This window comes from Sandarakinorhabdus oryzae (genome assembly GCF_009733735.1).
In the GTDB taxonomy this organism is placed as follows: Bacteria; Pseudomonadota; Alphaproteobacteria; order Sphingomonadales; family Sphingomonadaceae; genus Sandarakinorhabdus; species Sandarakinorhabdus oryzae.
In genome coordinates, this window is the sequence record NZ_WNJP01000081.1 from 1 (window position 1) to 12530 (window position 12530).

The 12530-nt window shown below is 67.8% G+C and carries 18 protein-coding genes and 1 tRNA gene; 8 read left to right on the forward strand and 11 right to left on the reverse strand.

Annotated elements, in window-relative coordinates; genetic code table 11:
* Window positions 1-514, forward strand: a 514-nt coding sequence (locus tag GJ693_RS16870) for a hypothetical protein (protein WP_456238821.1), incomplete at its 5' end; no start/stop codon positions are given.
* Here the strand turns inward: GJ693_RS16870 and GJ693_RS09300 are convergent.
* The 3 genes from GJ693_RS09300 to bufA2 form a co-directional block, all read right to left on the reverse strand.
* Window positions 483-1199, reverse strand: coding sequence for an HvfC/BufC N-terminal domain-containing protein (locus GJ693_RS09300; RefSeq protein ID WP_156256034.1), 717 nt, complete (start codon window positions 1197-1199; stop codon window positions 483-485). The genes GJ693_RS16870 and GJ693_RS09300 overlap by 32 nt on opposite strands.
* Window positions 1196-2029, reverse strand: coding sequence for an MNIO family bufferin maturase (bufB, locus tag GJ693_RS09305; protein WP_156256035.1), 834 nt, complete (start codon window positions 2027-2029; stop codon window positions 1196-1198). The genes GJ693_RS09300 and bufB (GJ693_RS09305) overlap by 4 nt, the downstream gene beginning before the upstream one ends.
* Before the next feature lie 77 nt (window positions 2030-2106).
* Window positions 2107-2367, reverse strand: a complete 261-nt coding sequence (bufA2, locus tag GJ693_RS09310) for a BufA2 family periplasmic bufferin-type metallophore (RefSeq protein WP_156256036.1) — start codon at window positions 2365-2367, stop codon at window positions 2107-2109.
* A 257-nt stretch (window positions 2368-2624) separates the two neighbouring features.
* On the opposite strand from bufA2, the gene GJ693_RS09315 reads away from it, so the two are divergent.
* From GJ693_RS09315 to GJ693_RS09330, 4 genes are read left to right on the forward strand one after another with little or no spacing between them, the layout of a single operon-like run.
* Window positions 2625-2885, forward strand: coding sequence for a BufA1 family periplasmic bufferin-type metallophore (locus GJ693_RS09315; RefSeq protein WP_156256037.1), 261 nt, complete (start codon window positions 2625-2627; stop codon window positions 2883-2885).
* Window positions 2886-2894: 9 nt separating this feature from the next.
* Window positions 2895-3770, forward strand: coding sequence for an MNIO family bufferin maturase (gene bufB, locus GJ693_RS09320; protein WP_235902772.1), 876 nt, complete (start codon window positions 2895-2897; stop codon window positions 3768-3770).
* Window positions 3760-4494: an HvfC/BufC N-terminal domain-containing protein gene (locus GJ693_RS09325; protein ID WP_197042082.1), complete on the forward strand. Its 735-nt coding sequence runs from the start codon at window positions 3760-3762 to the stop codon at window positions 4492-4494. Before bufB (GJ693_RS09320) ends, GJ693_RS09325 begins: the two co-directional genes overlap by 11 nt.
* Window positions 4494-4952, forward strand: coding sequence for a DoxX family protein (locus GJ693_RS09330; RefSeq protein ID WP_156256049.1), 459 nt, complete (start codon window positions 4494-4496; stop codon window positions 4950-4952). The genes GJ693_RS09325 and GJ693_RS09330 overlap by 1 nt, the downstream gene beginning before the upstream one ends.
* Here GJ693_RS09330 and GJ693_RS09335 read toward each other — a convergent pair whose 3' ends face one another.
* The 4 genes from GJ693_RS09335 to GJ693_RS09350 all read right to left on the reverse strand — a co-directional run bounded on the left by GJ693_RS09335 (window position 4953) and on the right by GJ693_RS09350 (window position 6634).
* The gene (locus GJ693_RS09335; protein ID WP_156256040.1) at window positions 4953-5606 is read right to left on the reverse strand and encodes a peroxiredoxin-like family protein; all 654 of its coding nucleotides are present in this window, start codon (window positions 5604-5606) and stop codon (window positions 4953-4955) included.
* A 166-nt stretch (window positions 5607-5772) separates the two neighbouring features.
* Window positions 5773-5849, reverse strand: a tRNA-Arg gene (locus tag GJ693_RS09340).
* 42 nt (window positions 5850-5891) lie between these two features.
* Complete coding sequence (locus GJ693_RS09345; protein WP_156256041.1) at window positions 5892-6089, reverse strand: hypothetical protein; 198 nt, start codon at window positions 6087-6089, stop codon at window positions 5892-5894.
* 266 nt (window positions 6090-6355) lie between these two features.
* The gene (locus GJ693_RS09350; protein WP_156256042.1) at window positions 6356-6634 is read right to left on the reverse strand and encodes an ETC complex I subunit; all 279 of its coding nucleotides are present in this window, start codon (window positions 6632-6634) and stop codon (window positions 6356-6358) included.
* Between the two features lie 44 nt (window positions 6635-6678).
* On the opposite strand from GJ693_RS09350, the gene GJ693_RS09355 reads away from it, so the two are divergent.
* Window positions 6679-6975 (forward strand): putative quinol monooxygenase, encoded by a 297-nt coding sequence (locus GJ693_RS09355; RefSeq protein ID WP_156256043.1) that lies wholly within the window; start codon window positions 6679-6681, stop codon window positions 6973-6975.
* Window positions 6976-6977: 2 nt separating this feature from the next.
* On the opposite strand, the gene GJ693_RS09360 is transcribed toward GJ693_RS09355, so the two are convergent.
* Window positions 6978-7991, reverse strand: a complete 1014-nt coding sequence (locus GJ693_RS09360) for a polyprenyl synthetase family protein (RefSeq protein ID WP_156256044.1) — start codon at window positions 7989-7991, stop codon at window positions 6978-6980.
* Window positions 7992-8101: 110 nt separating this feature from the next.
* On the opposite strand from GJ693_RS09360, the gene GJ693_RS09365 reads away from it, so the two are divergent.
* Window positions 8102-8380: a chorismate mutase gene (locus GJ693_RS09365; protein WP_156256045.1), complete on the forward strand. Its 279-nt coding sequence runs from the start codon at window positions 8102-8104 to the stop codon at window positions 8378-8380.
* A gap of 8 nt (window positions 8381-8388) precedes the next feature.
* Here the strand turns inward: GJ693_RS09365 and GJ693_RS09370 are convergent, their stop codons facing one another.
* The 3 genes from GJ693_RS09370 to GJ693_RS09380 all read right to left on the reverse strand — a co-directional run bounded on the left by GJ693_RS09370 (window position 8389) and on the right by GJ693_RS09380 (window position 10828).
* Entirely contained in the window at window positions 8389-9702 is a 1314-nt protein-coding gene (locus GJ693_RS09370; RefSeq protein ID WP_156256050.1) for a sensor histidine kinase, read from the reverse strand.
* A gap of 103 nt (window positions 9703-9805) precedes the next feature.
* Entirely contained in the window at window positions 9806-10468 is a 663-nt protein-coding gene (locus GJ693_RS09375) for a response regulator transcription factor (protein WP_156256046.1), read from the reverse strand.
* A 75-nt stretch (window positions 10469-10543) separates the two neighbouring features.
* Entirely contained in the window at window positions 10544-10828 is a 285-nt protein-coding gene (locus GJ693_RS09380; RefSeq protein ID WP_156256047.1) for a PepSY domain-containing protein, read from the reverse strand.
* A gap of 191 nt (window positions 10829-11019) precedes the next feature.
* Between GJ693_RS09380 and GJ693_RS09385 the strand changes: the two genes are divergently transcribed.
* The coding region (locus GJ693_RS09385) for an ABC-F family ATP-binding cassette domain-containing protein (protein WP_156256048.1) at window positions 11020-12530 on the forward strand (1511 nt) is incomplete at its 3' end.

Below are 12530 nucleotides of genomic sequence, written 5' to 3' on the forward strand. Positions count from 1 at the left end.
AGGACTGGCGGTGGTGGCGGCGGGCGCGCTGGTGCTGATCCTGGCCTGGCGCTGGCTTGGCCGGCAAGGGCCGGGCGGGCGCCGGCTGGCGCTTACCATGGCAGCGATGGGCGGTGCCGGCAGCCTGTTGTTCGTGGCGCTGCCGGGCTGGACCTGGGCCGATGTCGTGCGCCAGCAGGCCGAGGCAGTGGCGAGCGGCCACGCCCCGATGGGCAGTCCTGGCCTGCGCGCCACGCTGGCAACGTTGGCTGGTGCCCTCACATCAGGCTGGATGACCGGGCAGCTCCACCTGAAATGGCGTGGCTGGCGGGCCGTGGCACGCAGCGTGGCAGGCGGGTTGTTGATGATGCTGGGCATTGGGCTGATCCCAGGGGGCAATGATGCGCTGCTGCTGGGATCAGCGCCGGCCGGCGCGGTGAGCGCGCTGGTGGCCTTCGCGATGATGAACCTGGCGATCCTGGTGCTGGCCGGCTTTGGACACATCAGCCCCGCGGTACCACCAGCCCGGCATTGAGCCAGTTTTGCAGCCAGCCCCCGATTTCCAGGCTGTCGGCGCCGCACGCATCACAGGCCGGGCCAAAGCGCTGGCCAGCAGCCATCGCGGCGAGCAGGTCGCCTTCAGCGCCATGCAGCCGGCGGAAGCGCGGTTCCGGGCCGTCGCGCCACACCAGCACCCGGCCGGGCGTTGCCACGGGCGTGATCGGGAGATCGGGCACCGCCGCCCAGATCGCATCGGCATTGGAGGCAAAGGCCAGCAGCGATGCGCCCGGCGCCAGTTTCAGCCGCAGCCCATCCCAATCGATGCCTGGCGCTTCGGCCCAGTGTGCGGGTTGCGGATCGGCCGCCCCGAAGGCACAGCGCAGCGCCCAGTCGAGCGCGGCCAGTTCTGCCACCTCGCGATCGTCGGGCAGCTGGCGGCGCAGATAATCCGGGAAATCATCGCCATAATCGGCCAGAGTCCAACTGCTCGACGGGCTTATCGCGATATAATCCAGGGCCAGCCGGGTGAAATCATCGCCGCCCAGCCAGTGCAAGGTCTTGGGAAAATTGTCGGCCAGCGCTTCGACGAGGACGGCGCGCGCGGTGTAGCAATGGACCGCCAGCCCGCCCGGACGGCGCACGGCGTGAGTCAGGCCCGCCAGATCGCCGGCCATCAGCCCGGCCTGGAACTGGCGCTGCAATTGGGCAAGGCCGGTCATGGCGCCACCGGGTGCGGTTCCGCCAGCCGCGCCCGCGCCAGTTCGGCGAGCAGATCGGTCAGCGGTGGAATATCATCGTCGCGCTCGATCATCACCGCCACCGGCCCGGCGCGCCGCCGCACTTCGGCATAGAGATCCCACACCATGTCGGGCACCGGCGTGTCGTGGGTGTCGATCAACAGGCCGTCGGCGCCTTCGCTGGGGCCGGCGAGGTGCAACTGGCGTACTGCGTGCCAGGGGATGCCGTCCAGCCAGCCGAACGGGTCGCGGCCATGGTTGTGGGCGGAAACATGGATATTGTTGACATCAAGCAGCAGGCCGCAGCCGGTGCGTTCCACCAGCGCGGACAGGAACTCCCATTCGGCCATGCAGCTGGCGTGAAAATCCAGATAAGTGGACGGGTTTTCGACCAGCAGTGGCCGGCCCAGTGCGTCCTGCGCCTGATCGATGTTGCGGCAGACGATGGCCAGCGCTTCCTCGCTGTAGGGCAGCGGCAGCAGATCATGGCTGTTGACGCCGTCGATCCCGGTCCAGGCCAGGTGATCGGACACCCAGAGCGGATCGACCGCATCGGCGAGCCGGCGCAGCCGCGCCAGATAGGCGTTGTCGAGGCCGGTGGCGGTGCCCAGGCTCATCGAGACACCGTGCAGCGCGACATCGTGGTGGCGGCGCACCTGCATCAGCACGTTGGCCGGGCGGCCACCATCGACCATGAAATTCTCGGAAATCACCTCGACGAAATCGACCGGCACGGTGCCGGTCAGAAACGCCTCATGATGCGGCCGCCGCAGGCCGAGGCCATACAGGCTGTGCGGGAGTGGCGGGATCATCGCGGGTGAAGGCGGGCGGTTGGCGCGCGCAGGTTTGGGGGCCGGCCAACGGGGGCTGTGGCCGGCCCCGCCCGGGCTCACTTCTCGGTGAGCCGGCCGCCGGCGGCCTTGCACGCCTTCACCGAAAGCGCCTTGAAGCCCTGGCCCTTGCAGGCGTTCTGGCCCTTGCAGGCGCTGTTGGCGGTCGCGCAGTCCGACGTGCCTTTGCAGGTGTTGATGCCATAGCAATGGACGACCTTGTCGTCGGCCTTGCTGGCGGCGTGGGCGGCGATGCCGCCGGTCACGGCCACGACAGCGGCGGCGGTGGCGAGCGAGATACGGGTAGCGAGCATGTTCATCTCCATCTCTGGGCGCCGAATACTAGGGGCGCCGGTGGCCGCCTCCCCATGGTGGCGACAGGGGCTTATCCGCACCACCCGGCTGATCGGTTACAGGCCATGCTGCTGTAACCATCTGACCTGCCAGCCCGAATGAGCAGCCAGTGCCGGCGATGACCGATGTCCGCCTCCCCCGCCGGTGCTGGTGCGGCTGCCCCTTCCCCCCAATGAAGGGGCAGCCGTCCTTTGCGCAGGGTGGCGGCATGTGGAGGCAGACAATGACAGCCAAGACGATCCTGGGCGCCGCCGTGCTGGCCGCGCTGGCCGCAAGCGCCGCGACCGCGGCCGACAAGCCGAAGATGGAAAAATGCTATGGCGTTGCCAAGGCCGGCCAGAATGACTGCGCCGCTGGTGCCGGCACCAGCTGCGCCGGCACGTCGAAGGTGGATTATCAGAAGAACGCCTGGAAGCTGGTGCCGGCCGGCACGTGCGCCAAGATCAAGACGCCCAAGGGCAGCGGCTCGCTGACCCCGGCCTGACCGGCGCCGATGCACGGCACCATCGAACCAAGGCCGGCGATGCGGCTGGGCGCAGGCATTGGCCTGCGCCTGCCGCACCTGGCCGAACTTGCGGCCGGGGCAGTGCCTGATCTGCCGCCAGGCCTGTGGTTTGAGGTGCATGCCGAAAATTTCATGGTCGCCGGCGGGCCGCGGCTGGCGGCGCTGCGCGATGTCGCGGCGCGCTGGCCGCTGTCGCTGCATGGGGTTGGCCTCGCACTGGCCGGCACACAGCGCACCCCACGCGCGCATCTGCAGCGGCTGCGCCGGCTGTGTGACCTTGTGGGACCGGTGCTGGTGTCGGACCATCTCGCCTGGCAGCGCGTTGTTCTGGGCGCATCACACTGGCATGTGCCGGATTTCCTGCCCTTCCCGCGCACCCGCACTGCGCTCGCGCTGGTGATCAGCAATGTGACGCGCGCGCAGGATGCGATCGGCCGACGCCTGCTGGTCGAAAACCCCTCCCATTATGCCGATATCGGCGGCCACGACCTGCCGGAAGCCGAATTCCTCGCCGAACTGGCCCAGGCAACCGGCTGCGGCTTGCTCATCGATATCAACAATATCCATGTTTCGGCCCATAATCTTGGCCTAGATGCCGAGGCGCTGATCGATGCCCTGCCCGCCGAAGCGGTGGGCGAGATCCACGTCGCCGGCCACCGCGCCGACAGCGGCAGCACGCTGCTGATTGACAGCCATGATGCGCCAGTGAGCGCAGCCGTGTGGGCGCTGGCGGCGCGGCTGCTGGCCCGCACCGGGCCGCGACCGCTGCTGCTGGAACGCGATGCCGAACTGCCGCCGCTGGCCGAACTGCTGGCCGAGGCGCAACTGGCCGCCAGGTTGCTGGAGCCACTCCATGCTGGCTGAGGCCCCGCGCGGGGCCAATCGCATGCCGGTGCGATCGCCGGCGCGGTTCGAGGCCTGGTATGCAAGGCTGCTGCTGGGCGAAGCCGTGCCGGCAGCGCCGGCCTTGCGCCGGGCAATCGCTATCCATGCCAATAATGCCATGGTGGCGGCCTGCGATGCCCTCGCCAGCAATTTTCCGGTCGTGCGCGCCATGTTGGGCGAAGACGCCTTTGCCGGGCTCGCCCTTCGCCATGTCATGGCGCACCCGCCAGTCGATCCGCGCCTGTGTCTCTATGGCAGCCGCCTTGCCCTCACGCTGGCACAAGTGGCCGAGCTGACCCCCTGGCCATGGTTGCCCGACATGGCGCGGCTGGAATGGTGCATGGTCGAAGCGCTGTTCGCCGCCGATCCGCCAGCCCGACTGCGTCGACTCACCCTGGGCCGAAGCTGGCCGCTGGCGCCGGCGACGCGCTGGCTGGTTTCGGAATGGCCGGTGGTCAGCCTGTGGCAGGCGCACCAGCCCGGCGCTGACTGGCCCGAGGATTTCCCGCGCCGGGCCGAGCTGGCGCTGGTCACCCGGCCACACGGCCAGGTGATGGTGACCGCCCTGCCCGCTGACGCGCTGACGCTGCTCGAAGCGCTCAGGCAGCGCACGCCGCTGGCCCGGCTGGGCCCGGAATCGCTCGCCCAGCTGCCGGCCCTCGCTGCAACCGGCGCCCTTGTTCCTGCCATTGGAGACGAATGATGAACCCCTACGCTGCCGCGGCCGCCCTGCTGTCGCGCATCCCTGAATCGCCATGGTTGCTGGTCTGCCGGCTGGGCATTGGCGCCATCTTCTTTCTGTCGGGCCGCACCAAGGTCGATGGCCTGCTGACCATCAAGGACAGCACCTACACGCTGTTCGAATATGAATATGCGCTGCCGCTGGTGCCGCCGGAGATCGCCGCCCACGCCGCCACCTATGCCGAACACGCCTTCCCGATCCTGCTCGCGCTGGGCCTGTTCACCCGCGCCGGCGCGCTTGGCCTGCTCGGCATGACCGCGACCATCCAGATCTTCGTCTATCCCGATGCCTGGCCGACCCACCTCAGCTGGACGGCGATCCTGTTGCCGATCATTGCGCGCGGGCCGGGCGTGTTTTCGCTGGACCATCTGTTCGGCCTGGAACGGCCGCGCGTGACGGCAGGCGCAGCGCGCGCCTGATCAGAGCCGCAGTGCGGCGAGCACCGCCGCCGGATCAGCGCGGCGGCGGAAATCGATGTCGACATGGGCGAAGCGCACGCGCCGGCCAACCTCGATCACGAAGGTGGCGGGGATGGGCAGGATGCCACTGGCTGCGCCATAATGCAGGACCAGGTCCAGCCCGTCCTCGGTATAGGCGCGCATCAGGTCGTGGCCCATGAAATAGGTGAGGCCGAGGGCAGTGCTGACGCCAAAATCGACATCACACAGCACATGCGCCGCCTCGCCCACCCGTGCGGCCATGGCGGCGGCAAGCGCCCCGGTTTCCGGCGTGACCACCACCAGCCGGCAGCCGGACTGGCGCAGATCGGGCCAGGCGTCCTGCCAGCTGTCGAGCTCGGCGCGGCACCAGGGGCACCAAAGGCCGCGGTGGAAGCTCAGCACCACCGGACCATCCCGGCACATGTCGGCCAGGCTGGTCAGGCGGCCGCGCCAATCAGGCAGCACGAAATCGGGGAAGATCTGGCCGGCAGCCGGTGCCTTTCGGCCGCAACCCAGCGTCTGGAGGCGGGACACCAATTGGTCGGCCCGAACATGCCAGATCGGATCGACCACCACCGGGCCGGTGCGGGGCCCCGGAACGGCCGCCAGTGGATCACCATGGTCCATGGCCATGCATAGGCCTGCTGCCACCCAGCGCAAGGCGCGCCCTGGCCATGGAGTGCATAGGCGCTTGCTATTGCCGGCGGGGAAATGGCCCGCCCAGCAGGACTCGAACCCCCCGCCTGCGGAGCAGGCCGACGACGGAATCGCAGGTTCGTTGCTCCCAACAACCAGAAAATGGCGCGCCCAGCAGGACTCGAACCTGCGACCCCGAGCTTAGAAGGCACGTGCTCTATCCGGCTGAGCTATGGGCGCGTTGGGGGTGGGAATGCCGTGAACGGCGGTGAAAATCCAGTTCTACTCGTCAGCGAGGTCGAGATAGGCGGCCACGTCATTGTCGGTGGCGATCCACAGGCCCTGCTGCACCGCCTCCGGCTGCGCCGCGGCTAGGGCAAGCGCTTCGGCCAAGGGGCCATAGAACAGGGTCTGCGCGATCGGATCGCTCTCGTCCAGGTGATAGAGGCGCACGGTCGCCGAAGCGAAGGTGCTCCGCATCAGGGTCTGAACTCAAGGAATTGGTGGGTCGTCACGGCGTCAGGGAGGCCGAGGGGAGTGAGCGAGTGCAGCCGGGTAGCAGCGCTACCCGGCAATCGAGCGAGCGCGCCATCGGCCTCCCTGACGCCGCCCGAAGGGTGACCAGGAGAGGCGATATGGCGTCGTTGCGGTCGCTCGCCGGGGGGCGAAGCCCCGCCAGCGCACCCGCGCCTAGCCATATTGCCTCTCCTGGTCATGCCGACCCACCAATTCCTTGAGTTCAGACCCTAACGGAAATTGTCGGCGTAGGCCTGGATCTTCAGCCGTCTCGGCCCCAGCGGCAGGATCTCCACGTCCAGACCGTTGGCCTCGGCATAGGCCAGGGCCGCGTCCTTGCTGGTGAAGCGCAGCTGGATCTGGCCGGCGGTGAAGCCGCTGCCGGTCCAGCCGGTGAGCGGATCGGCGCGCATGCGATCGTCGCGTTCGAATTCCAGCAGCCATTCGCCGGTGTGGGCGCGGCCGGACTGCATGGCATTCTTGGGGCGCTGATAAAGGCGGGCGTGCATGCGCCTTCCTTGCCGCGACCGGCCGTCACAGGCAAGAGGGAAGCATGATCCTGGTCACCGGAACCATCCGCCTGCCCGCCGACGGCGTCACCCGCGCCCTGCCCGCCATGGCGGCGATGGTGGCGGCCAGCCGGGCCGAACCGGGCTGCCTTGCCTATGCCTATGCCCAGGACCTGTTTGACCCCACGCTGATCCATGTCGTCGAGCGCTGGCGCGACCGGGCGGCGCTGGCGGCGCATTTCGCGACGCCGCACCTGCAGGCATGGCGGGCGCAATTTGCCGCCTTGGGCATCACGGAGCGGAAGCTGGACGTGGTGGAAGGCGAACCGGAACCGACCTGAGGTCAGTAAGCGCGGGCGATCGCGAATTCGACTGTTTCGGTGAGCGCGTCGCGGGCCGGGCCCTTGGGGAAGCCGGCCAGCACGTCGATGGCGCGCTGGCCATAGTGGCGGGCGCGGGCCATGGTGTCAGCCACGGCGTTGGTGCTGCGCAGCAGGTCGCCGGCGCGGGCGAGTTCGGCCTCGCCATTGGCGCGGCCGGTCATGGCGCGGCGCCAGAATTCGCGTTCTTCCTCGTTGCCGCGGGCATAGGCGAGGATCACTGGCAGCGTGATCTTGCCGTCGCGGAAATCGTCACCGGCATTCTTGCCCATGGTCGCCGCGTCGGAGACATAATCGATGGCGTCATCAACGAGCTGGAAGGCGATGCCGAGGAAGCGGCCATAGCTGGCCAGCGCGGTTTCGGCGGTCTCGTCGCGCTCGGCGACCACGCCGGCAATCTGGCAGGCGGCGGCAAACAGGGCGGCCGTCTTGGCGCTGATGATCTCGAGATAACGGTCTTCGGTGGTCGACACGTCCCGCTGGGCCGTCAGTTGCGCCACTTCCCCTTCGGCAATCACCGCCGACGCGCGCGACAATATCTTGAGGACGCGCAAGCTGCCATCCTCGACCATCAGTTCAAAGGCACGGCTGAACAGGAAATCGCCGACCAGCACGCTCGCCGGATTGCCATAAAGCGCGTTGGCGGTGGCCTTGCCTCGCCTGAGGCCAGAGGCATCGACGACGTCGTCGTGCAGCAGGGTGGCGGTGTGGATGAACTCGACAGCCGCGGCCAGCTTGAAGTGGCGGGTGCCTTCATAGCCCAGCAGGCTGGCGCACCCCAGGGTGAGCATCGGCCGCAGCCGCTTGCCGCCGCCAGCGATCAGGTGGCCCGCCAGTTCCGGGATCAGCGCAACCGGCGATTGCATGCGATCGAGGATGACCTGGTTGACCGCGTTGAGCCCGGGCGCAGCGAGGTTCATCAGCGCCTGCATCGACGGCTCACGGCCGGGGCGGAGGGTGTGGACGGTGGCAGTCACGCCCTTCCCTTACCGCAAGTGAAGCGGCACGCAAGCGTGGCCTTGCCCCCCGCGCCGCTGTGCCGCAAAAGGGCGAGGCAGCCGAGGGGGCTGAGGGAACTGGAAGAAAAATGTCCGATCCGGTGTTGCAGGCCTATCGCGAGAGCATCGACAATATCGATGCGGCCTTGGTGTTCATGCTGGCCGAACGCTTCAAGATCACCCAGGCAGTGGGCCGCTACAAGGCCGAGACCGGCCTGCCGCCCGCTGATCCCGGCCGTGAGACCGAACAGATCGCCCGCCTGCGCGCCCTGGCCGCCAGCGCCAGACTGGATCCGGAGTTTTCCGAGAAGTTTCTGCGCTTCGTCATTGACGAGGTGATCCGCCACCACCAGGCAGCGCGCGGCTAGGCACGCAATCAGGCCGCTCTGGGCAGCGTCAGGATCACCAGCAGGCCGCCCAGATCCTCGGAGTCGGCCAGTTCGACACTGCCGCCATAAAGCTCGGCGACATCCCTGACGATGGCGAGGCCCAGGCCGGTGCCGGGCTTGTCGGTATCCAGCCGCTCGCCGCGTTCGAACAGGCGGCTGCGCTGGGCCGGTGCGATGCCCTTGCCGTCATCTTCCACCAGCACACGCAGGCTATCGCCGGCGGATTCGACGGTGATGAACACGCGGCCACCGCCGTGCAGGGCGGCATTGTCGATCAGATTGCCCAGCATCTCCTCCAGGTCCTGGCGCTCGCCGCGAAAGGCGCACGTCTGGTCACCGGCCAGATCGATCAACACCTTGTCCTGGTGGATGCGCCCGACAGTGCGGGCAATGGCCTGCACGGACGGCCACACCGGCGTGCGCGCCGAGGAGGCGCTGCGCTGGCCGGCGGCGCGGGCGCGGGCGAGTTGGTGATCGACATGGCGGCGCATCACCTGCACCTGGGATTCGATGGTGCGGGCCAGCGGGTCATCCCGGCCGCGCGCTTCACCGACCAGCACACTCATCGGCGTCTTCAAGGCATGCGCAAGGTTCCCGGCGTGGCGGCGCGCGGCCTCGGCCTGGGCCTCGCCATGGGCGAGCAGTTCGTTGATCTCGGCGACCAGCGGCGCCACCTCGACCGGGAATTGCGCCTCCACCCGCTTGGCACGGCCGCTGCGGATGGCGGCAATCGCGTCAGACACGCGGCGCAGCGGCGCCAGGCCATAGGTGGATTGCAGGCCGGCCATGGCAATCAGGCCAAGGCCGAGGATGGAAAGGCTCCACGCCAGGATGGTGCGGGTGCGGCTCAACTGGCGCTCAAGATCGCGGCTGGATTGGGCGACCTGGAAAATGAACGGCTGGCTCGCCCCCGGCAGCTGCACGCTGCGCACGATCACCCGCAGCGGCTCACCGGGGAACTGATCGCTTTCGAACTTGCAGGGCTTGCGGCAATCGCGGCCGGCCGGCGGCTCGGCCAACTGGCGATCCCACAGGCTGCGCGACGGAAACGGCGCCCGGCCACCGCCCGACACCTGCCAGTAGAGCCCGGAATACGGCTCGGCAAAGCGCTGGTCACCCAAGGGGCGCAGCAGCCGCACCTCGCCGACCTCGTCCAGCTCGGCGGCGTTGATCATGGCGTTGAGATTGTTGGCGAGCTGTTCGTCGAAGCTGGTGACCAATGTTTCATCGAGCACCTGCACCAGCGCCAGCCCGCCGATCCCAAGCAGCGCGGTGATCCACACCGCGGCAATCAGGATCATGCGCCGCTGCAGAGAGCGGCCACTGCTCACCGGCGTGCTGCTGGCCGGCACACCACGGGCGGTGCCGGCCGCCGCACCGCCATCGGTGCCGACGACCGCGCCGTCAGATCTGGTCGTTGAGACTGTAGCCAAGGCCGCGCGTGGTCATGATCAGATCGGCACCCAGTTTCTTGCGGATGCGGGTGATGAACACTTCGATCGTGTTGGAATCGCGATCGAAATCCTGATCATAGATATGTTCGATCAATTCGGTGCGGCTGACCACCTTGCCCTTGTGGTGCATCAGATAGCTCAGCAGCTTGAATTCCTGCGCGGTCAGCTTCACCGGCTCGCCATTGAGCGTCACGCGGCCGGAGCGGCCATCAAGGCGCACGCCGCCGGCAATGAGTTCCGAAGTCGCCTGGCCCGCCGCCCGGCGGATCAGGGCGCGCAAACGGGCCACCAGTTCCTCGATCTGGAACGGCTTGGCGAGATAATCATCGGCACCGGCATCGAGCCCGGCCACCTTGTCGGACCAGCTGTCACGCGCGGTCAGTACCAGCACCGGCATCTGCCGGCTTTCGCGCCGCCAGCGATCGAGCACGGTCAGTCCGTCAACGCCAGGCAGGCCGAGATCGAGGATCACCGCGTCATAGGTTTCGTTGGCACCCAGATAATGGCCTTCCTCGCCATCGCCGGCCGCATCCACGGCATAGCCGGCCTGTTCCAGCGCGTTCTTCAACTGGCGGCGCAGGTTGGGTTCATCTTCGACGACCAAGATTCGCATGGGCCCCTGTTCTCTCCCGGTGGCTTTGTCTGTGGCGGCGCTGCCCGCGCCCGCCTTGCGCCCTGTACGCTGTGCTCAATAACTCTGCCGGCGCCGCACCCGCTCACCGGTGCGGGCATCGACGTCAACATTGATCAATATGCCTTCGCGCAGAAAACGGAAACGATAGATACGGCTGTTCTGATCAAACTGGGCGCCGACATACTCGCCCTGGGTTTCCTGCACCACCCGGCGCTGGATGGCTTCGAATGGCATGATCTCCCCGGCGCGCACCATCTCGTGCACGTCGTTGGGGCCAGCCAATGCCGGCGTAGCCAGTGCAAGGCCGGTGGAGAGCAACAGAAGCGAACAGATACGCATGGTCTTGATGGATTGTCCCTTTGACACAAAACCACCCTGCCCGGCACAGCTTGAACCCCTCCTGAACATGAACGGATCGGCCACGCCAGGGCAATGGCTGCTTGTGCAACAAGGCCGCGGCCAGTGCAACCGCAGCCTGCGCAACTGCGGCCTCTTGCCAGACGCGGCGCGACAGGCCACTGCCCACGGCCATGCCCCCGCCCAAACCCGAACCGATCTTCACCCTTGATGGCATTGGCCTCAAGAATGGGGCCGGTTGGCTGTTCCAGGGCCTGTCGCTGACCATCGATGCGCGCGACCGCGTCGCCCTGATTGGCCGCAACGGCGCTGGCAAATCGACTCTGCTGAAGATCATCGATGGCAGCATCGAGCCGGACGAAGGCCGCCGCGCGACCGCCAGCGGCCTGAAGATCGGCCGGCTGGAGCAGGACCCACCGATGGGCGATTTCGCCAATCTGGAAGACTATGTGCTGGCCGGCGGCGCGCAGCCGCACGAGGTCGCGGCGCTGGCCGATCAGATCGGCCTCGATCTCGATCGCCCGGCTGGCACCGCCTCGGGCGGGGAACGCCGCCGTGCCGCGCTGGTGCGGGTGCTGGCCGAGGCGCCCGACCTGCTGCTGCTCGACGAGCCGACCAACCATCTCGACATCAGCGCCATCGAATGGCTGGAAAACTGGCTGGACCGCAGCCGTTGCGCGCTGGTCGTGATCAGCCACGATCGCGCGTTCCTCACCCGGCTGACCAGGAATTGCCTGTGGCTCGATCGCGGGATGCTGCGCCGGGCTGAAGTGGGCTTTGGCGGATTCGATGCCTGGTCAGACGCCGTCGCCGCCGAGGAGGAGCGCACCGCGCAGCGCCTCGACACCAAGCTGCGCGCCGAGGAGCATTGGCTGCAGCGAGGGGTGACGGCGCGGCGCAAGCGCAACATGGGCCGACTGGCCAAGCTGATGGACCTGCGCGAAACCCGCCGCAGTCTCGACCGCGGGCCGACGACGGCGCGAATTGCGACGGAATCGACCGATCCGGGCTCGAAGATCCTGATTGATGCCAAGTCGATCAGCCTGGCCTTTGGCGAACGCATCATCCTCAAGGATTTCGCGCTGCGCATCAGGAAGGGCGATCGCATCGGCATCATCGGCCCCAACGGCGCCGGCAAATCGACGCTGATCAAGCTGCTGCTCGGCCAGATCATGCCCGACAGCGGCAGCATCACCCGCTCGGCCGCGCTCGCGCCCACCATCATCGATCAGCACCGCCAGCGCCTGCAGGGCCGCACCGTGCGCGAGGTGTTGGCTGATGGCGGCGAGTGGATCGAGGTGAACGGCGCCAAGAAGCATGTTGCCGGCTATCTGAAGGAGTATCTCTTCGATGCCGGCGTGCTCGATGCCGCAGCCGAAACCCTGTCAGGCGGCGAACAATCCCGGCTGCTGCTGGCCCGCGAATTCGCCACACCATCGAACCTGATGGTGCTCGACGAGCCGACCAACGATCTCGACATGGAAACGCTCGACCTGATCGAGGAGGTGATCGGCGATTACGATGGCACCGTGCTGCTGGTCAGCCACGATCGCGCCTTCCTCGACCGGGTGGTGACGATGATCGTGGCCATGGATGGCACCGGCCGGGCCGAGGTGAGCGTGGGCGGCTGGAGCGACTGGGTGGCGCGGCAGGCGCCGGCCGCCGCTGCCACCCGCGGCGGGCG